The following is a 19,696-nucleotide window of genomic DNA, read 5'->3' on the forward strand; positions in this document are numbered from 1 at the left end:
ATAAGCAAGCATACACTTTTGAGATAAATAAGATAATAATCCCTGCATCCAAAACCTCAACAGGCGATGGCATACAGGGATTATTTATGTTACTTTGTAGAAATGGTTACGTTGTGACTTTGGCAAATACAATAAAGAAGACCATCAATTCAGCCAACACGATATGTGGAGAAACCATAACCAGCCAATCAAAAGCGAATAAGACAATCAGTGTAAGAATCAGTCCAATCATCACTTTAAATCGTGGCTTGAAGTTATGGTAGCGATACCGATGGAATACGACCATTACAGCCACAAAGTAAATCAATACCGAAATAAATGTAAAGCTAAGAATAAATAGATACGACAGTTGCTCCAAAAATAATAACTGAATCGAAGCCGCAATCATACTCAGTGAAAAGTAAATAAACAGATGCCCATACATAATTGTTTGCCCGGCAGTTTGTTTTTCTTTATCCACATGCTTTTCGACATTTTCAAAATACTGCCACCAGATCGCAATAATCAATACAAATGCCATCGCCGCAAACAGAATAGACGAAGGTGTAAATTGATCAGATTGCAGTACAGATAGCATACTGATCACTGACTCACCTAGCAAAATCAACGTAAATAAAGCAAAACGTTCTAACAAGTGAGCGGTATGAATCGGCGTTTTAACTAGATTTCGACGACCGATCAAAGGGACGATAATATCGACCGCTATCCCTGCATACAGAACAAAATAACGAATCCATGAATCGAAAAACAAAGAACAACATGAAATAACAATCCCTAGCCAGAAATACTTGCCAAAAAATCGAGCCGTTTCTTGGCGATGATGTTTCTCTTGAGTAGTCGTGATCATATACTGAATCACCATTAATGCCCGCAAACCGATATATCCAATCAGAAAAGGTATGTAATTTGAATCAAAATCAATATTAAGACTGGCTGTCATGATCAATACAAAAAATAATTGCACAATCATAAATATCCGGTCTTTGGTGCTGTCTTTTCCAAATCGATTGTTATATACACTTTGCCCTACCCAAGCCCACCAGATCGGAATAAAAATAAGTAAAAACTTGGCTAGCTGTTCCAAAGACATACCACCGTGTTCGACATGAAGTAACACATGGGTCGCTTTAGAGACTGCCGCTACAAATAGAAGATCATAAAACAACTCTAGCCAGGTTACCTTCTTTTCTAACATAAATTTCCCCCTTGTATATCCATCGTATTTTCATATCTATTGTATAGAATGGACATAAAAGTGTCAGCTTATTATTTTTATAAAGAAAAGCCCGTTATCTGTAATGAAGCGATAACGGGTTGTTTCCTCAAAGCTTATTCATTTGTGGAATCATAACAATCGCAAGCTGGTATTTAGATCAGAATATAGTTAGTTTATTTCGAAGTCATAGATTTCTCGGATTCTCCTGCTTCACGACCGCTATGTTGAATCGAATCAGGAATAAATAGGTTACGACCCGGCAGTTTATTTTCCCACATGATTGAATTGTATAACCGTTCTGGATCAATTAATGGAGAACCCCCGTTAACCCGTGGAATCGTCATAAGATCGGTATCACGTGTGACTAATCCAAGTTCTGTTGTAAAAGCATAACGAATGCCTACTTTTTGGATAATCTTCTCAACTTCTGGTGTATGCAATCCGTAAGGATAAGCAAATGTATTGATTACATGTGGAGTGAGTGGACGAAGCGCTTCAACACAGCGTCTCATATCATTTTCAATGCGTGCTAGATAATGCTCATAGGTCTCGGTGACTCCATCTTTTACCAGTGGAGCGGTTAATGCGTCTGTAGTATCGCTTGTTTTATAATGTAATTTATTGGTGTGAGCTTGCACTTCCATTGTTGGATCTGTGCTGGTCATATTTTTGATTTCTGCTTTGGTCATATGTGGAGTCGCCACAAGAGCGCCTTTGCTAAAATCTCCTGTAATGACAAAGCTTACCCCTGGAATATGACGTTCTTTCATAATTGGATAGGCTGTCGTGTAGAAGTTCTCATACCCATCGTCAAAGGTTACTAATACGGCGTTGTCTGGTACTTTGCCACCTTTCATAAATAATCGGAATTGTTCGAGCGAGATAAAATTCATATCTTTAGAACGTAAATAATCCAATTGAGACGCAAAAAGAGCAGGGGTGATAATATCGCCTCCTTGCTTGATCGGATCGATATCGTGGTACATCAATACAGCAACTTTATTTTGATAACGATCTTTTTTGGCAATCGAAGCAAATTGTTCTACAGGTGGAAGCTGGTCTGCGGATAATGGTTCATTGATTGTTGTAGGGTTGGTTTGTGAAGAAGAGCTAGACTGATCTGCCGAGGCAGAAGTAAAGGATGAGAAAAGATTGCGATCAGAATACATAGCCATTGCGATAAGCACAATCGCTAGAGTTGTTACCAGACCGGTAACGACAAACACAGACGTTTTGAATAATTTCATACATAGATCATCCTTTGTTAGAAAGTGGGGGGCATCATTAGCACTAATATCGGAAAATAAAGAGGGGGATATAATATGTGACTTGTAAACAATCATGATTAAGCGCATTTTAGTTGAGGTAGTAAGATGCGTTTTGCAGGATTATATCGTACACTAAAAAGAAGTGATCTCATGTTCACATAATAGTACCATCTCTATATCGTACACCATGCCATAATGGGGATATAACATATATACTTATTTTTAAATCAAATTTGAAACAAAGTAAACCTACACTATAGATCAAGTAATAAAGGTAGAATGGAGCTGGAATATGAACTACCGTAATATGGAAGAATGTGTGAATGATCTGGAAAAAAACGGTCATCTGATTCGGATTCATGAAGAAGTTGATCCTTATCTTGAAATGGCTGCGATTCATATGCGTGTTTTTGAAGCAGGCGGCCCTGCATTACTTTTTGAAAATGTAAAAGGTTCTCGATTCCGTGCAGTATCGAATCTGTTCGGAACTGTAGAACGAAGCAAATTTATTTTTAGAGAGACATGGGAATCCACACAAAATGTAATCGCTTTGCGTAATAATCCGATGCAAGCACTCAAGCATCCTTTTCAATATGTAGGTACAGGTCTATCTGCTCGTAAAGCTTTGCCTTTGAAAAAATCGAGTGGATTACCAGCAGAATTTGAAGAAATTCAGATTGAGGATCTACCACTGATCCAAAACTGGCAAGATGATGGTGGTGCTTTTGTAACATTGCCACAGGTATATAGCGAAGACCCGGAAAAGCCGGGGATTATGAACTCTAATCTAGGGATGTACCGTGTGCAGTTAAATGGGAATGAATATGAGTTGAATCGAGAGATTGGTATCCATTATCAGATTCATCGTGGTATTGGTATTCATCAGGAGAAAGCCAATCGTCAAGGTAAACCGCTAAAAGTAAGCTGTTTTATCGGTGGTCCTCCAGCACATACCTTATCTGCGGTTATGCCTTTGCCTGAAGGAATGAGTGAGTTAACATTTGCAGGATTATTAGCAGGACGACATTTTAGCTATAGTTATGTGGATGAATTCTGTGTCAGCAACGATGCTGATTTTGTGATTACAGGCGAGATTTATCCTGATGAGACGAAGCCAGAAGGACCTTTTGGAGATCATCTGGGCTATTATAGTCTAACTCATGAGTTCCCGATGTTACGTGTACACAAAGTCTATGCACGCAAAAATGCGATTTTCCCGTTTACCGTTGTAGGTCGACCACCGCAAGAAGATACGGCTTTTGGCGCTCTGATTCATGAATTGACAGGTGGAGCGATCAAGCAAGAGATTCCGGGAGTCAAAGAAGTACATGCTGTCGATGCCGCAGGGGTACATCCATTATTATTTGCGATTGGTAGCGAACGATACACGCCTTATCAGCAAGTGAAGCAACCAGCGGAGATTCTGACGATAGCGAATCGAATTCTGGGAACAGGGCAGTTAAGTCTTGCCAAATATTTATTTATGACTGCGGAAGAAGAAGAGATATTGGATTCTCATCATGTTGAACATTTTCTAACGTATATATTGAAGCGGATTAATTTGCACCGTGATATTCATTTCTATACGAATACAACAATCGATACTCTAGACTATTCAGGGACCGGGCTTAATACAGGTAGTAAAGTGATCTTTGCGGCTGTAGGTGAACCGAAGCGTGAATTATGTACAGAGGTTCCGGCGATCTTACATGATCTACCGCAATGTGGAGCAGCTCATCTGGTGATGCCAGGCGTAGTGGCTTTACAAGGGGCTAGCTTTGTCGATTATGAACATACCGAGCAACAATTACAGGATCTATGTGAGAGTATTGCACAACGTGGTGAATTGCCTGACTGTCCGTTAATTATCCTGTGCGATGATAGTCCATTTTTAAGTGCGACGATCGACAATTTCTTGTGGGTTACGTTTACACGAAGCAATCCTTCTCATGATATGTATGGAGTGAATAGCTTTACCAAGCATAAGCATTGGGGTTGTGATAATGTCATTATTGATGCACGTACCAAGCCTCATCAAGCTCCACCATTGATACCTGATCCTGACGTGGCGCAAAATATAGAGCGACTGTTTGCAGATGGAGCAAGCTTGAGTACATTAGCGCGTCGTACTTCACAATCGTAAAAAGATGATCAACAAAGAACCTTTACTCTTAGTTATAGAGAAAGGTTCTTTTTATTATATACATTTACGTGGTAAAAGAACGAAATAGTTAGTGAAGAAATAGAACCAATAGAGAAAAAACACTCGATATGATAACTTATATACCATGAAAGAAAGAAAAATTATCAGAAAGTTAGTAATAAACAACAATATGAAGCTTTTAATTTAGAAATCATGACAATAAATCTATCATTAACTTTTAAAAAGAAGAATATTACATATATAATAAGCTTACAAGTTACATCTCATTACATTTAAATTTAAAATAAAATAAAATAATATATCACATCAACATCTCATATTAAATAGCTTCAATTCATTCTAATAATCAATAGATATAGAGCAGAGGAAGGATGAGAGAGTATGAGTTTGGCAGAACTGAATCAACGTGTGAAAACAGACCTTTCTTATCTAGCTTATGGAGGAGCAGATTGGGTACGTCCATTGCAACATCCAGCAGGTCATGTCTATGATGTCGTGATTGTAGGTGGTGGTCAGAGTGGTCTGGGCGCGGCTTTTGGATTATTGCGTGAACGGATATCGAATATTTTGGTTATAGATGAAAATCAAGAAGGGGTTGAAGGCCCGTGGGAAACGTATGCACGGATGGTCACTTTGCGTACTCCTAAGCATTTAACATCAATAGATCTAGGGATTCCTTCATTAACGTTCCGCTCATGGTGGGAAGCACAGACAGGTGCAGAAGGATGGGCAGCTGTGGATAAAATTCCACGTGGAGACTGGATGAATTATCTACGGTGGTATCGCCATATTCTTGATTTACCTGTACGCAATCATGTACGCTTGAAGCTGATCGAACCGACCGAAGAAGGGATTCACCGTCTGCATATCGAGAATACCAGCTCAGATTCAGTAAGCGTTAATGACGTACTTTTAGCACGCAAAGTCATATTAGCGACAGGTATACAAGGCGGCGGAGAGTGGCATGTTCCACCAATGATTAGTAATCATCTGCCTTCTCATCTGTATGCTCATACTTCAGCAGATATTGATTTTGAACCGTTAAAAGGCAAAAAAGTAGCTATATTAGGTGGCGGAGCTTCCGCTTTTGATAATACTCATTTTGCCCTTACGCAAGGTGTAGGCGAAGCTCATGTTTTTGTCAGACGTGAACAATTACCACGAATCAATCCGATTCGACAAATGGAAGTATCGGGTATGATTGAACGATTTGCCGCTTTGCAAGATGAAGATAAATATGCAGCAATCGGGCACTTTTTCAAATACAATCAACCACCCACCAATGATACATTTGAACGTGCATCTGCATGGGATGGTTTTCATCTTCATTTGGGATCACCATGGTTAAAGGTTGAACAAGTAGGTGAGCAAGCTGTCGTTACCACACCTCAAGGAAGATTTTCGTTTGACTTCTTAATTATCAGTACAGGATTATTAAGTGATCCCGCATTACGTCCTGAATTGAAGTTAGTAGAGTCTCATATTGCACGTTGGAGTGATAAATATACAGCACCGGCAGACATGGCTAATCCATTATTGGATGCTCATCCGTATCTTAATGCAGGGTTCGGTCTGCAAAGTCGAGATGAAGCTGGTAAAGAACGACTGCATGGATTGTATGTTTTTAACTATTCTGCGTTGGTCAGTTGTGGATTATCGGCATCTGCGATTTCAGGCATGCGATTTGCGATACCGAAGTTAGTCGGAGCGATTGCGGATGAATTGTTTTTAGACGATCGAGCAGATATTTTACACAATTTCTTCGCTTACGCTGAAGATGAGTTTATCGGACAATGGCCGAAAGTAGCCAATACTGTAGATGTATAAGTAAGCTTTGAAAGTCTGTAACTTAATGATCGTTCTATAAAAAGAAACCTGCAAACACGTTTAAATCGTGCTTACAGGTTTTTTTGTTTGTATTCATTTTCCAAGTGATCTACATAATCTTTGGCTTCTTTGAGTCCCCATCCACGTGCTTCACGAACTTCTTTGATCGCTTGAATCTTTTTATTGTCATGAGTCAAAAACAATATACGTTCTTCAAAAGTAGCTTGGTCAATCATTGGCGGTGAATGAGGAGGATGAACTTCACTTGTTGAAGATACCGACTTGGCACGATAAGAGGTAGACACTCCTGCATTACCCGGCCGATTTTTGAGCCATTCTAGATCTGATTTTATTTCGTTGAGTTGACTTTGTAGACTAATGACACGCAGTAACAGAAATACGGATAATACAAGCGCAATCATCGCTACAATTTCATATGTATTCATGGTATCTTGCTCCTTTCTTTATATAGTCATCTACAAAAGTATAACATACATCAGATTAGGGGTCATATCAGCATCTATTGTTTATCTTTTGTGAAATAAATCTATGAAATGTAGATGCGTTTTGCTACATTATCACGTAAAATAATACTGTGAATCACTTACAGTATGTACATACTTAGAAAAGAATAACCTGTTGATGAATGAAGCTATAGGGAGCGTATGAGATGGAAAAGTTATTACAGCAAGTAAGGGATGAATTGATCGCTCATGTTATTGTAGAAAGTTTTCATTTTATGGAGCCTGTACGAGTAAAAAATGCACCTCAGCCATGGATTTTACTCGGTGCAGGGAATTATGCAGCTGTATTTTATCATCCCGATTATGAAGATTATGCAGTGAAAGTATATGCAATTGGGAAGACAGGCTTAAAAGAAGAAGCAGCCGTTTATGAAAAGTTAGGTGTACATCCTGCGTATTCCGCTTGTTATTATGTAGGCGAGAATTTTCTAGTTCTAAAGCGTCTACGAGGTGTAACCGTCTATGAATGTATGAAACGCGGAATTCTAGTCTCTGAACAAGCGATCAAAGATATAGATGCGGCGCTCGATTATGCTATTTCCAAAGGTCTACGTCCTCATGATATTCATGGTAAAAATGTGATGGTTGAACATGGACGAGGGCTGATCGTTGATATCTCTGACTTTTACAAACAAGAAGAATGTAAAATGTGGGTAGACTTCAAAAAAGCATATTATCGTCTATATTTGCCTGTCGCTTCTCGTATATTATTTCCAGTGCCAGGTATCATGTTGGAAGGTGTACGCAAAGGCTATCAAGTATATCGTAAACGAAAAAAAGCTCAACTAGCTAGACACTGACTTGATGTAGTGTCTTTTGTTTTCATTTATCCCAAATAAGGTATATAGAAGTAATAGATCATACAGAGACTATAAAGGAGGCATTACCCGATGATCACTATCCCGGAACGAATCATACTAGCTAATCTACCGACCAAGATCGAAAAGTTAGAGCGTATCTCTGCGCAATTACAAGGACCTTCCATCTATATCAAGCGGGATGATCAGACAGGGACTGAATTATCAGGTAACAAAATTCGCAAACTGGAATATTGTATTCGTGAAGCTATCGACCAGGGTTGTGATACGTTGATTACTTGTGGAGGGATTCAATCGAATCATTGTCGTGCAACAGCCGCCGCAGCTGCTAAGCTCGGACTAAAAGCAATCGTTGTATTACGTGGTCATGATCCTGATACATACGAAGGCAATTTATTGTTGGATCATTTATTAGGTGCAGAAGTACGTTGGATCAGTAGTGAAGATTATCGAGATCATCGGATGGATATTATGCATACGATTGCTGATGAAGTATCAGCTAAAGGACAACAAGCTTATGTGATTCCAGAAGGAGCTTCAAGCGGAATCGGTGCATTTGGATATTTCTCAGCGCTACAAGAAATCGTCCAGCAAGAGCAAGAATTAGGTATCTCTTTCGATGCTGTTATTGTGGCAGTAGGCTCAGGTGGGACACATGGTGGATTATTGCTAGCTCAACAGTTACTTCCTACTTCACATCGTATTATAGGGATTAATGTGTGTGATGATGAAGATTATTTTATAAAAGCGATCACTACAGTTATTGAAGAAAGTGCTCATTACCTTGATCAATCGGTTACGATACCGACTGAAGCGATAGAAATCATAGACGGCTATGTAGGTAAAGGTTATGCTCAAAGTCAACCTCAAGAATTACAGTGTATTAAAGATCTGGCTTCGCTAGAAGGTGTAATTCTTGATCCTGTGTATACGGGGAAAGCTTTTTACGGGTTAGTTGAAGAAATTCGTAAAGGCACATTCCAAGACCTACAAAATATCTTATTTATTCATACTGGCGGATTATACGGATTATTTCCTCACAGTGCATCTTTTGAATTTTAAAATAGAAAAAGTCTGCTATACACATAATAATCTAGTGTTAGCAGACTTTTATAATAAATCGCAATAAGCTAAATTAAAATATTTATTACAAATTAGGATTATAGGCATTGCCTTTATTAAATATAATTATGCAGTAGGTTTGTCTACTTCAGGTACAACAGGAGTAGCTACAGCTGATTCATCTTCTAGTTCGGCTTCAATAGCTGGAGATACTTTGATTACAACAGCTGTAGGATCAGTAAGGACTTCAACGCCTTTATGGAATTCAAGATCAGATACTAATAAATGCTCACCAATACCAATTTTAGTAATATCGACTTCAAAAGCACTTAGCAAATCATCAGGCATACAACGAACATCAACTTCATACAATTCGACTTGCATAACGCCGCCTTCATAGACACCGATCGGTTCGCCAGAGAAATGAATAGTTACTTTAGTATCCATCGCTACATTCATATTCAATTGGTGAAAATCAATATGCAAAATCTTTCTTGTAATCGGATCTTTTTGAATATGTTGAATAGTAACAGGCTTTTTGCCTTTGGTAGGAATGTCTGCCATAAGAATAGCGCGAGGATTCTCTTTAATTGTTGCTAAAAATGATTTTTCTTCAACCATAACCGAAACACTACCAATATCTTTACCATATACAGTAGCAGGAATTCGCCCGCTAGTTCTTAATTCACGAATCTGTGATCCACTTTGTTGGCTACTACGTTCATTTAATACAATAGAGTTACTCATTTGTATTGCCTCCTTGGACATACAAGAAAATTTTACGCAAAAAAAGCTGATTAGCAATGGATGTCTAATCAGCTCGCCATGCGAACACATTTTCTTGTTGTTATGTATCATGTTACTACAAGTTTGTTGCTTGTCAAATATGTTGCCATACTAAGTTAATTATTTGACAACTTATCCACAGAGTGGTAAAGTTAGGGAAGCAGATAGGAACGGAAAGATACACATATCAGCTAAGAATATACATCATGACTCATTTTAATTGCTTATCCAATACGTACAGAATCAAATACAAATTTATTCGATCTTAAGAAATAAAGGTATCTTTATTTCTTTTTTGTTATCTCATTTTGGAAAATAATATAATAAAAGGGAGAAAATAACTATGAACAAAGAGATCAAAAAACGGAATATTGTATTTTTAGGAACCAGTCTACCAAGAGAATGTGGATTGGCTACCTTTTCGCAAGATATGCTTGATGAAATTCAAAAAATAAGCGATTTTAATCCTCCACATATTATGGCTGTAAACAACGACAAAACATATGAGTACGGTAGTCAGGTCATGGGGCAAATTAATCAGTTTGAACGTGCTGATTATTTGAAAGCAGCGAATGAATTGAATCAATCCAATACAGACGTACTGGTGATTCAACATGAATTCGGTATTTACGGCGGCGAAAGTGGCGAGTATGTTGTAGAACTTGCAGAACATTTAACCATACCGTTTATTATTATTTTCCACACCGTTCTATCTGAACCTAGCGATAAGCAACGTCAGATTATGAAAAAGCTAGCAGATATGAGTTATAAAGTAGTGACAATGGTGCAGAATAAAGTACAAGATTTGATCGAAGTGTACGATATTGCTGCTGATAAAATAGAAATGTATCATCATGGTGTTCCTTTTGTTGACACAGGTAGTCGTACTGAATTGAAAGAACGTTATGGATATAGTGATCGTCAAGTATTATCTACATTTGGATTTTTGAGCCCGGGTAAAGGGATCGAATATGCGATTCAAGCGATGAGCGGTGTTGTCAAAACACATCCAGAAGCGCTTTATATTATATGGGGAAAAACACATCCAGTCGTGAAACAACAGGTCGGTGAAGTATATCGTCAAAAGCTAACTGATTTGGTCACTGAACTTGGACTTGAGAATAATGTCGCTTTTGTAGATAGACTGTTGACGCAAGAAGAAGTGGTTCAGTCGTTGGTCATGTCTGATATTTATTTGACTCCTTATTTGGGAAAAGATCAGGCTGTAAGTGGAACACTGGCTTATGGAATAGGATACGGACGTGTTATTATTTCGACGCCTTATCGTTATGCTATTGAAATGTTAGCAGATGGCAGAGGGATGCTAGCAGAGTTCAATGATTCAGCATCGTTAGAAACGCATATGTTGAATATATTAGATCACCCAGAGCTGAAGACAGAAATGGAAAACAAAACCTTGGCTCTTGGACAAACCATGATGTGGAGCGAAGTTGTGAAGTCCTATGCCAAACTATTTCGTGAAGTCATGTCTAGCAGTTACGGATTAAAAGGGAGTGCAGTATAAAATGGAAAACGTCATCGATTCAACGCCAACATCTACCTTATCTGCAGATTACTTACGACGCTTAACCGATGATACAGGGATTTTTCAACACACCAAATTTGGTATTCCTGACCGTTCGAAAGGCTACACTTCTGATGATAATGCAAGAGCGCTCATCGCAGCGGTATTACTTTATAAAACCAAACAAGATCAGGCTTCCCTTGATCTTGTGCATACGTATCTAGCATTTATCTACCATGCTCAAAATGAAAATGGTAGCTTCCGTAACTTTATGGATTATAACCGTACATTTATAGAAAAAACAGGTTCTGAAGATTGTCAGGGTAGATGTCTGTGGGCATTAGGTGTCACTATTGCAGAGCCTTCGATTCCAGATAATTTGCAAAACACATGTAAATTTATGATTAACCGTGCACTTCCATTTTTGGAGAAGATTCGTGCTCCAAGAGCGATTGGGTATGCTTTGATTGGATTAACAACTATGCTTGATACTCCAGGTGCGTTAACGTATACATTCCCATTTGCTACAGGTGAGAAATCAGGCGCTTCATTCTTACCACGCACACGAATCGAATCTTTGATTCAGAATATGGGGATTCGTCTGCACAATCTGTATCAAGGTCATGCTAGCGCAGATTGGCACTGGTTTGAAGACAAAGTGACTTATGGTAATGCAATGTTACCGTGGGCTTTGTTCAAAGCGTCTCAACATTCCAATACAGCTGCTTTTCAAAAAACAGCCCAGGAAAGCTTAGATTTTTTAGCGGAGTTAACATTTGTTTCTGAAGGTTATTTCAAGCCGATAGGTAGTCATGGTTGGTTACAGCGTGGTAAGCCTGCTGCACCTTATGATGAGCAACCGATCGAAGCTTCTGAGATGTTAATGGCTTGTTATGAAGCTTACAAAATACTTGGTGTACAAAAGTATCATGATCAAGCTTTGTTATGCTATCAATGGTTCCACGGTAGAAATTCACGTAATGAATCGTTGATTGATCGTCAAACAGGCGGTTGTTATGATGGTATTCATGCAGTAGGCTTAAATCTCAATCAAGGGTCAGAGAATATTGTCTCTTACTGCATGGCTCATGCGGTGATGGGCAATGAATAGATTTGCGACTATTCTTGCAGGTGGAGGAGGAACGAGGTTCTGGCCTCTTTCCCGGCAAGATCTCCCCAAGCAATTATTAAATATTAGCGGTAACGATATTATGCTAAATGATACGATTCAACGCTTTGATGGAGTCATACCTATGGAAAATACCATTATTGTGACCCATCGCTCTCAAGCGACTTTACTTGAAAGTATTATGCATACCAGTGTACAAGCTTCCAATATCCTCGTAGAACCTGTTTCCAAAAATACGGCTGCAAGTATTCTGCTAGCTGCTCTATATATCGAAAAAAATCATGGCGAATCTTTAATGATTGTGTTCCCTTCTGATCATCATATTACACAAGAAGAGAAATTCCGCACCAAGTTAGAAGAAGCGTGTCAAATTGCTATCGAAACAGACAAAATTGTAACGATAGGCATCAAGCCTACATTTGCAGCAACAGGCTATGGTTATATTTCGTGTAAAAGCGAACCGTTGATGAATACTCCTTGTCCTGTATACGAAGTTGCTGAATTTGTAGAAAAACCTACCTTTGTCAAAGCCAAATCTTATCTAGAAACAGGGCATTATTTATGGAATAGTGGTATGTTTATCTGGAAAACATCTACAATCATTGATAACTTCAAGCGTTTCCTACCTCGATTGTACAAAACAATGCTACCTTTGATTGCTTATCTAGGTACCGATCAAGAAGAAGAAATGATCAATCAGATTTATCCGTTATTGCAAAATATCTCGATTGATTATGGTATTTTAGAACGTTGTGATGAAGTGGTTGTGCTTGAAGGTGATTTTGGATGGAATGATATTGGAAGCTGGGATGCTTTAGGTGCTATTTTCCCACCAGACGATGAAGGCAATATTGTGAAAGCCAATTATGTAGGCATTGATACACGTAACTCTATTATTTATGGAGAAAAGCGATTAATTACTACGATAGGTCTGGATCATTTGATTATTGCAGACACAGAAGATGCCTTACTAATCTGTGCCAAAGACCGTGCGCAGGATATCAAAGATATGGTGATCATGTTGAAAGAAAAAGGACTTCAGGAATATACCTGAGAAAGGTTGACTCTTACCTCATGATGAAATTAGATTGGGATATCAAAACGTGCCGGGAATTACTGTCAGAGTATACGCCTGCCGAGCAAAAAGGAACCAAGCTTCATTTTACAGGAGTAGATGGTCTGGATGTCTATAATATTACAGCTCCTTTCTGGAATGATGGAGAACTGTATATTGCTGGACGTGTAGAAGCAAGAGATTCCGAAGACTCTGAAGTGATCTTTTTTGTACGTAATGGAGAGGTATGGGAACCGAAAGAAGATCTCACGCCTTTTCAATTACAAGATCCGTTTATTACGAAGCTAGACGATGAATTGATCTTTGGTGGCGTGGAAATTTATCGGAACCAAGAACCGGACCATAAGATTATTGGCTGGCGTACTTTACTGTATCGTGGCAAAACGATCCATGATTTTGAATATGCAGTGACAGGCCCCTGGAATATGAAAGATATTCGCTTAAATGAAATGGCTGATGGCAATATTGCTGTATTTTCTCGACCATTTGGTGTAGAAGGGGCAATCGCTTTGATAGGATTTGGTATTTTTGAATCTTTTCAAAATCTATCTGAATCTAATATTATTAGTGCGCCTGTATTTAAAGATCAATTCGATAAAAATGAATGGGGCGGAGCAAACGAAATTCATTTGCTAAATAATGGACTATTAGGCATACTCGGTCATATTGCTTATCGAGATGAACATAAGATACTACATTATCATGCGATGTCTTTTGTACTCAATCCATGGACACGGGAGAAGTCTGAACTGAAAATTATTGCTGTTCGAAATGATTTTCCAGAAGGCCCTACCAAGCGTCCAGATTTAGTCGATGTTATTTTTAGTGGTGGATTAACACGTGAAGCGAATGATCGTGCCATATTGTATGTAGGGGCAAGCGATGTCGAATCTTATTGTATTGATATCCCTGATCCGTTTGTAGAGTATGAGCAGATTATTTTGACCAAACATTAGTGTGAAGTAGAATGACTATGATTCGCTAATCAATATAGAATGTATATAAACAAGGCTATCTTACAATCAGATTATAGATTGTGAGATAGCCTTGTTTTGCTTTGAGCTATAGTTCAATCGGGTACGATCGCTATCGCACGAATCCACCCTGCACTCGCTTTCTCAATTTTGATCGGCAATCCAATAAACTGAAAGCCGGTAAACGGCAATTGCTCCAAATGACATAACTTTTCAATATTATAAAAAGCCCAGAATTGATTTGTATAGAAACGCTCATGATAAGAGATAGAGTATAAAATGAACTGCCTAATAGAGCACTTTACAAAAATCATGTGTTGACCGATGAAAATAATAGTGAATCTTATAAAAGAATCCAAATCCCTCCAAATATTTATCAAAATGTGAACGAAAACAATCATGATTTGAATTTTTGTGGATTATTTTGAATGAAAGTGATTGTTTTTTGTTAGGTTTGTGATACGATAGTTGGAGTTGGAGGAATGATCATGCTGACAGAAGAACGCTACCATTTAATTCTACAGCGCTTACAGGAACGAGGCATTGTTAAATTGCAAGAATTAGTTGATATTTTAGGTGCTTCGGAATCAACCATTCGTCGTGATTTGATCGATCTTGAAAGTCGCCAACTGCTAAAGCGTATACATGGGGGAGCAGCCCTAGTTCATCAAAAAAGCCAGGAACCTGGTATGGATGAAAAAACATTCACAAACGTTCAACAAAAAGATATTATTGCCAAATTAGCAGCACAAGAGCTTTTGGATGGTGAATGTATCTATCTCGATGCAGGAACAACGACGCTTGCCATGATTCCTTATATTGAAGCAAAAGACATTACAGTGGTGACCAACGGATTGTCTCATGTTGAAGCTCTTGTTCAGCAACAGATTCGAAGTTATTTGTTGGGAGGTATGATGAAAATGCATACCAAAGCCGTTATTGGAAGTATAGCGCTCCAGAATATGGACAACTTCCGCTTTGATAAATGTTTTCTCGGAGCAAACGGCATAGATGCAGAGATGGGATATACAACGCCAGATCCTGAAGAAGCTTTAATTAAAAGACGTGCACATGAATTATCCAGTCAGACGTATATACTAGCAGATTCGAGTAAGATCGGTGAGATTACGTTTGCCAAATTATTTAATCTAAATGAAGCTGTATTAATCACCGAAGCTATGCCAGAACAATGGCAACGTTCGATTGCCCAAAAAACTAAAATAATCGAGGGATAACCATGATATATACAATAACGCTTAATCCTTCCATAGATTATATCGTGGAAGTGGACGAACTGAAGCTAGGTGACTTGAACCGAATGACACGGGATTTGAAACTTCCCGGTGGAAAAGGAATCAACGTATCTCGTATTTTGAATCGTTTAGATGCGCCGAATACAGCCCTTGGTTTTGTCGGTGGATTTTCCGGTCAATATATAGAAGATAAACTTCATGCTGAACACATTTCGACTGATTTTGTCCATGTGGCAGATGATACACGAATTAATGTAAAGCTGAAACATGGAGAAGAAACAGAGATCAATGGGCAAGGGCCGAATATCAGTACAGAAGAAGCAGATGCGCTGGTTGCCAAATTGTCTCAATTGAGCAAAGAAGATGTTGTTGTTCTTTCCGGAAGTGTACCACCTTCATTAGGAGCTCATTTCTACGATCGCTTAATTGAAGTATGTAAGCAGACAGGTGCAGAATTTGTGATCGATACAACAGGGCCAGCACTACTCAAAGCGCTTGCAGATCGTCCACTATTAGTGAAGCCTAATCATCATGAATTAGCAGAACTGTTCAGTGTTGTGATTGCGAGTCGTGAAGATATTATTACGTATGGTCGTAAATTGCTTGAACTTGGTGCGCAACATGTACTGATTTCGATGGCAGGCGATGGAGCTTTATTGATCACACCGGAGGAAGTGTATCATGCGAATGTGCCTAAAGGTACAGTGAAAAATTCTGTAGGTGCAGGCGATTCAATGATTGCTGGATTTACCGGTACATTGGTATCTACTCACGATCCAATAGAAGCTTTCCGTACAGGTGTTGCTTCAGGTAGTGCGACTGCCTTTTCAGATGATCTAGCAACACGTGAAAAAATTGAAGAGTTACGTCCACAAGTTACTATTGTTAAATTATAGAATCTGTTGATTGAATCCAACAAAGGAGTGTAACCCAATGAGAATTACAGATCTAATGATCAAAGAAACGATGATCATGGACTTACGAGCAACAACCAAAGAAGGCGCGATTGATGAATTGATCGCAAGCCTTGCAGCCAGTGGAAGAATCAATGACCAAGTGCTGTTCAAAGAAATGATTTTGAAGCGTGAAGGCGAATCGAGTACAGGTATTGGTGGCGGTATTGCAATGCCTCATGCCAAAACAACAGCAGTGAACGAGCCTACTGTCGTGTTTGCAAAAAGTACAAGAGGTGTAGATTACGAGTCTCTTGATGGAGAACCTGCTCATTTGTTCTTTATGATTGCAGCACCAGAAGGAGCAGCTAATACTCATTTGCGTACACTGGCAGCACTCTCTAAGCTACTGATTGATAGCGATTTCATCGAAAAATTGATGAATACGACTAATCCTGATGAAGTATCGGCTTTATTTGATACTCAACAAGCAGAAAAAGAAGCTGCTGAAAAAGCAAAAGCGGAAGCTAAAGCAGCAAGAGAACAAGCCAAACAACAAGCAGAAGCTACCCTTGAAGGCAAAGACAACAAACCATTTGTAGTTGCTGTTACTGCTTGTCCTACAGGAATTGCTCATACGTTTATGGCGGAAGATGCACTGATCAAAAAAGCGCAAGAAATGGGCGTAGAGATCAGAGTAGAAACAAACGGTTCTGAAGGTGCCCAAACCGTCCTAACCGATGATGAGATTCGCCGTGCAAGTGGAGTTATCGTAGCTGCGGACAAAAATGTAGAAATGGCTCGTTTTGATGGTAAGCCTGTTTTGCAAAGACCGGTTAGTGATGGTATCCGTAAATCGGAAGAGTTGATTCGTAAAGCGATGAATGGAGACGCTCCTATTTATCATAGTGCAGGGGGCAAATCGTCTTCTGAAACTTCTTCTTCAAATGAAAAAACTAAAATTGGTAGCAAAATATATAAAGACTTAATGAATGGTATTTCTCACATGTTGCCATTCGTTGTCGGTGGTGGTATTTTACTTGCGATCTCGTTCTTAATCGAGCAGACAGCAGGCGAGAATAGCCAAATCTTTAAACTGTTACAAACGATTGGCGGCGGCGAAGGAGCATTCTTCTTCCTGATTCCAATTCTAGCTGGTTTTATCGCAATGAGTATCGGTGATCGTCCGGCATTAATGCCAGGTATGGTCGGGGGTCTGATGGCGGCGAACTCTAATGCTGGTTTCCTTGGCGGTCTAGCAGCTGGTTTCTTAGCAGGTTATGTAATTCTCGGTCTACGTAAGTTACTGGCTGGATTACCAAAAACGTTAGATGGTCTTAAACCGATTTTGTTATATCCTGTACTTGGTTTGCTGATTACCGGTACGATTTCGTATTATATCTTCGATCCAATCTTTGGTGGGATTAACACTTGGTTGGTTAACGTATTGAATAATTTAGGAACTGGAAATGCTGTTATTCTGGGTCTGATCTTAGGTGGAATGATGTCGATCGATATGGGTGGCCCATTTAACAAGGCTGCTTATGCGTTTGCGATCGGTGTATTCACATCGAGTGGTAATGTAAATGGTACAATGATGGCGGCTGTTATGGCGGGTGGTATGGTTCCTCCGTTAGCTATCGCTTTGGCGACTACATTCTTCAAAAACAAATTTACAGAGCAAGAGCGTAAGTCAGGTCTGACTAACTACGTGCTTGGATTGTCCTTTATAACCGAAGGTGCGATTCCTTTTGCAGCAGCTGATCCATTACGTATTTTAACATCTTGTATTATCGGTTCTGCGGTTGCAGGCGGATTAACACAATTTTGGGGTATTAATATCCCTGCACCTCATGGTGGTATTTTCGTAGCGGCATTAGCAAATCATGCTTTATTGTTCTTGTTAGCTGTTGCGATTGGTGCTGTTATTTCAGGATTAATTCTAGGTGTATGGAAAAAAGTACTTGTAGCTAAATAATAGTTTAACCCTTCAAAACCTTTATCAAAAGATTAAGCTGATTACATATAGCCTCTGTTCTTTTGATAAAGGTTTTTTTTGTTGTCAAAATGATGCAGTATAATGTCGTATTTTGTATTATGTGATCATTTCACACTATAAATTAAAAAAAATGAGCGAAATCGTGCAAATATATGTAAATATTAGGCAAGTTACTGACGATATATAATCTATAACTCCTAGAAAATGAATTAGTTCAAAAGAATTATAAAAATCTATTTACAGTCTATGAAAACGCTGTTATAATCAAAATCAATCAATAGTAATCACAAACGATCACGAAAATTGTCGAAAAAAATCAGTAAACGATCATTCTCGATCATGAGAGTGTGATGAACACAATATTAGCTAACATATGTAGACAGGTGGGTTGACCCATGCTTTTTGAAGAAGAACGAAAGCATAAAATGGTTCAGTATTTACAAGAGAATCACAGGGCATCTGTTCAAGAACTAGGGGAAGCTTTTGGTGTATCCGATTCAACAGTTCGTCGGGATCTCAAAGAGTTAGAAGATGCAAAGCGTTTGAAAAGAACACACGGGGGAGCAGTATCACTTCAAAGTGTGAATTTTGAACCAAACATGGTCGACAAAGAAGATTCTTTTCGAGAAGAGAAAGAGCGTATAGCGAAGCGAGCAGTAGAGATGATTCATTCAGGAGATACCATCTTGCTTGATTCAGGAACAACCACTCTTCCACTAGCTAGAGAGCTTAAGAATATGTCGGGGATTCGAGTCATTACGAACTCTGTCATAGTTCTCAGTGAGCTTCGAGATTGTCGGAATATTGAGTTATCTATTATTGGCGGATTGCTGAGGCCAGATACTTTAGCCTTTGTTGGCCCGATTGCAGAGCGTTCACTGGATATGGTGCGCGTAGACAAAGCTTTTATTGCAACGAATGGTCTTGATCTCAAAGAAGGTGTTACTACCCCTAATCTCACAGAAGCTGCTATTAAGCGCAAAATGATTGAAATTGCCAAGCAAGTCATTTTACTCGCAGATCATAGCAAAATCGGTAATATCGCTTATGCTAAATTTGCAGACGTATCCGAAATTGATCATTGTATTATGGATTCAGAAGTACCGCCTTATATTATTCATCAGTTGAGAAAGCTTGGTATAGGAGTAACGATCGCATAACTACATTCTTCTATTCAAAGCTT

17 protein-coding genes are annotated in these 19,696 nt (G+C 38.9%); 12 read left to right on the plus strand and 5 right to left on the minus strand.

The features are described from left to right. Nucleotides 1–106: 106 nt before the first annotated feature. A complete protein-coding gene (locus tag PTI45_RS07875; RefSeq protein ID WP_069327011.1) occupies nucleotides 107–1,195 on the minus strand; it encodes a low temperature requirement protein A in 1,089 nt (362 codons plus the stop codon). Between the two features lie 194 nt (nucleotides 1,196–1,389). Further along, complete coding sequence (locus PTI45_RS07880; RefSeq protein WP_069327012.1) at nucleotides 1,390–2,463, minus strand: polysaccharide deacetylase family protein; 1,074 nt, start codon at nucleotides 2,461–2,463, stop codon at nucleotides 1,390–1,392. Nucleotides 2,464–2,776: 313 nt separating this feature from the next. On the opposite strand from PTI45_RS07880, the gene PTI45_RS07885 reads away from it, so the two are divergent. Both PTI45_RS07885 and PTI45_RS07890 read left to right on the plus strand, forming a co-directional pair. Continuing rightward, entirely contained in the window at nucleotides 2,777–4,627 is a 1,851-nt protein-coding gene (locus tag PTI45_RS07885) for a UbiD family decarboxylase (RefSeq protein ID WP_069327013.1), read from the plus strand. Nucleotides 4,628–5,029: 402 nt separating this feature from the next. Then, complete coding sequence (locus PTI45_RS07890) at nucleotides 5,030–6,475, plus strand: FAD/NAD(P)-binding protein (RefSeq protein WP_069327014.1); 1,446 nt, start codon at nucleotides 5,030–5,032, stop codon at nucleotides 6,473–6,475. Nucleotides 6,476–6,546: 71 nt separating this feature from the next. Here PTI45_RS07890 and PTI45_RS07895 read toward each other — a convergent pair whose 3' ends face one another. Next, nucleotides 6,547–6,921 carry a ribosomal protein L7/L12 gene (locus tag PTI45_RS07895; RefSeq protein ID WP_069327015.1) on the minus strand — a complete coding sequence of 125 codons (375 nt, stop codon included), beginning with the start codon at nucleotides 6,919–6,921 and terminating at the stop codon, nucleotides 6,547–6,549. A 224-nt stretch (nucleotides 6,922–7,145) separates the two neighbouring features. Here PTI45_RS07895 and PTI45_RS07900 point away from each other — a divergent pair, with 224 nt between their 5' ends. Next, nucleotides 7,146–7,799, plus strand: coding sequence for a serine/threonine-protein kinase (locus tag PTI45_RS07900; protein ID WP_069327016.1), 654 nt, complete (start codon nucleotides 7,146–7,148; stop codon nucleotides 7,797–7,799). Between the two features lie 90 nt (nucleotides 7,800–7,889). Then, nucleotides 7,890–8,879 (plus strand): D-cysteine desulfhydrase family protein, encoded by a 990-nt coding sequence (locus PTI45_RS07905; protein WP_069327017.1) that lies wholly within the window; start codon nucleotides 7,890–7,892, stop codon nucleotides 8,877–8,879. A 126-nt stretch (nucleotides 8,880–9,005) separates the two neighbouring features. On the opposite strand, the gene PTI45_RS07910 is transcribed toward PTI45_RS07905, so the two are convergent. Next, a complete protein-coding gene (locus tag PTI45_RS07910; RefSeq protein WP_069327018.1) occupies nucleotides 9,006–9,626 on the minus strand; it encodes a 50S ribosomal protein L25 in 621 nt (206 codons plus the stop codon). Nucleotides 9,627–10,008: 382 nt separating this feature from the next. Between PTI45_RS07910 and PTI45_RS07915 the strand changes: the two genes are divergently transcribed. The 4 genes from PTI45_RS07915 to PTI45_RS07930 are packed head-to-tail and all read left to right on the plus strand — an operon-like array spanning nucleotide 10,009 to nucleotide 14,350. Then, nucleotides 10,009–11,190 (plus strand): glycosyltransferase family 4 protein, encoded by a 1,182-nt coding sequence (locus tag PTI45_RS07915; RefSeq protein ID WP_083243410.1) that lies wholly within the window; start codon nucleotides 10,009–10,011, stop codon nucleotides 11,188–11,190. Nucleotide 11,191: 1 nt separating this feature from the next. Next, nucleotides 11,192–12,301 carry a prenyltransferase/squalene oxidase repeat-containing protein gene (locus tag PTI45_RS07920; RefSeq protein ID WP_069327020.1) on the plus strand — a complete coding sequence of 370 codons (1,110 nt, stop codon included), beginning with the start codon at nucleotides 11,192–11,194 and terminating at the stop codon, nucleotides 12,299–12,301. After that, nucleotides 12,294–13,373 carry a mannose-1-phosphate guanylyltransferase gene (locus PTI45_RS07925; RefSeq protein ID WP_069327021.1) on the plus strand — a complete coding sequence of 360 codons (1,080 nt, stop codon included), beginning with the start codon at nucleotides 12,294–12,296 and terminating at the stop codon, nucleotides 13,371–13,373. Before PTI45_RS07920 ends, PTI45_RS07925 begins: the two co-directional genes overlap by 8 nt. A 20-nt stretch (nucleotides 13,374–13,393) precedes the next feature. Next, entirely contained in the window at nucleotides 13,394–14,350 is a 957-nt protein-coding gene (locus tag PTI45_RS07930; protein ID WP_175425144.1) for a DUF1861 family protein, read from the plus strand. 113 nt (nucleotides 14,351–14,463) lie between these two features. On the opposite strand, the gene PTI45_RS07935 is transcribed toward PTI45_RS07930, so the two are convergent. After that, a complete protein-coding gene (locus PTI45_RS07935) occupies nucleotides 14,464–14,682 on the minus strand; it encodes a hypothetical protein (protein WP_139129227.1) in 219 nt (72 codons plus the stop codon). Between the two features lie 174 nt (nucleotides 14,683–14,856). On the opposite strand from PTI45_RS07935, the gene PTI45_RS07940 reads away from it, so the two are divergent. The 4 genes from PTI45_RS07940 to PTI45_RS07955 all read left to right on the plus strand — a co-directional run bounded on the left by PTI45_RS07940 (nucleotide 14,857) and on the right by PTI45_RS07955 (nucleotide 19,673). Then, nucleotides 14,857–15,603: a DeoR/GlpR family DNA-binding transcription regulator gene (locus PTI45_RS07940; protein WP_069327023.1), complete on the plus strand. Its 747-nt coding sequence runs from the start codon at nucleotides 14,857–14,859 to the stop codon at nucleotides 15,601–15,603. Nucleotides 15,604–15,605: 2 nt separating this feature from the next. After that, nucleotides 15,606–16,517, plus strand: coding sequence for a 1-phosphofructokinase (gene pfkB / locus PTI45_RS07945; RefSeq protein ID WP_069327024.1), 912 nt, complete (start codon nucleotides 15,606–15,608; stop codon nucleotides 16,515–16,517). Between the two features lie 37 nt (nucleotides 16,518–16,554). Next, complete coding sequence (locus tag PTI45_RS07950; protein WP_069327025.1) at nucleotides 16,555–18,492, plus strand: PTS fructose transporter subunit IIABC; 1,938 nt, start codon at nucleotides 16,555–16,557, stop codon at nucleotides 18,490–18,492. A 416-nt stretch (nucleotides 18,493–18,908) separates the two neighbouring features. Then, nucleotides 18,909–19,673, plus strand: coding sequence for a DeoR/GlpR family DNA-binding transcription regulator (locus PTI45_RS07955; protein ID WP_069327026.1), 765 nt, complete (start codon nucleotides 18,909–18,911; stop codon nucleotides 19,671–19,673). The last annotated feature ends 23 nt before the right edge of the window (nucleotides 19,674–19,696 follow it).

Source organism: Paenibacillus nuruki (genome assembly GCF_001721045.1).
GTDB classification, from domain to species: Bacteria; Bacillota; Bacilli; order Paenibacillales; family Paenibacillaceae; genus Saccharibacillus; species Saccharibacillus nuruki.

Bases quoted from the DNA above. Each gene is read 5' to 3' on its own strand.
- PTI45_RS07875 (WP_069327011.1), bottom strand. From the start codon at position 1,195: ATGTTAGAAAAGAAGGTAACCTGGCTAGAGTTGTTTTATGATCTTCTA.
- PTI45_RS07880 (WP_069327012.1), bottom strand. From the start codon at position 2,463: ATGAAATTATTCAAAACGTCTGTGTTTGTCGTTACCGGTCTGGTAACA.
- PTI45_RS07885 (WP_069327013.1), top strand. From the start codon at position 2,777: ATGAACTACCGTAATATGGAAGAATGTGTGAATGATCTGGAAAAAAAC.
- PTI45_RS07890 (WP_069327014.1), top strand. From the start codon at position 5,030: ATGAGTTTGGCAGAACTGAATCAACGTGTGAAAACAGACCTTTCTTAT.
- PTI45_RS07895 (WP_069327015.1), bottom strand. From the start codon at position 6,921: ATGAATACATATGAAATTGTAGCGATGATTGCGCTTGTATTATCCGTA.
- PTI45_RS07900 (WP_069327016.1), top strand. From the start codon at position 7,146: ATGGAAAAGTTATTACAGCAAGTAAGGGATGAATTGATCGCTCATGTT.
- PTI45_RS07905 (WP_069327017.1), top strand. From the start codon at position 7,890: ATGATCACTATCCCGGAACGAATCATACTAGCTAATCTACCGACCAAG.
- PTI45_RS07910 (WP_069327018.1), bottom strand. From the start codon at position 9,626: ATGAGTAACTCTATTGTATTAAATGAACGTAGTAGCCAACAAAGTGGA.
- PTI45_RS07915 (WP_083243410.1), top strand. From the start codon at position 10,009: ATGAACAAAGAGATCAAAAAACGGAATATTGTATTTTTAGGAACCAGT.
- PTI45_RS07920 (WP_069327020.1), top strand. From the start codon at position 11,192: ATGGAAAACGTCATCGATTCAACGCCAACATCTACCTTATCTGCAGAT.
- PTI45_RS07925 (WP_069327021.1), top strand. From the start codon at position 12,294: ATGAATAGATTTGCGACTATTCTTGCAGGTGGAGGAGGAACGAGGTTC.
- PTI45_RS07930 (WP_175425144.1), top strand. From the start codon at position 13,394: ATGATGAAATTAGATTGGGATATCAAAACGTGCCGGGAATTACTGTCA.
- PTI45_RS07935 (WP_139129227.1), bottom strand. From the start codon at position 14,682: ATGATTTTTGTAAAGTGCTCTATTAGGCAGTTCATTTTATACTCTATC.
- PTI45_RS07940 (WP_069327023.1), top strand. From the start codon at position 14,857: ATGCTGACAGAAGAACGCTACCATTTAATTCTACAGCGCTTACAGGAA.
- pfkB (WP_069327024.1), top strand. From the start codon at position 15,606: ATGATATATACAATAACGCTTAATCCTTCCATAGATTATATCGTGGAA.
- PTI45_RS07950 (WP_069327025.1), top strand. From the start codon at position 16,555: ATGAGAATTACAGATCTAATGATCAAAGAAACGATGATCATGGACTTA.
- PTI45_RS07955 (WP_069327026.1), top strand. From the start codon at position 18,909: ATGCTTTTTGAAGAAGAACGAAAGCATAAAATGGTTCAGTATTTACAA.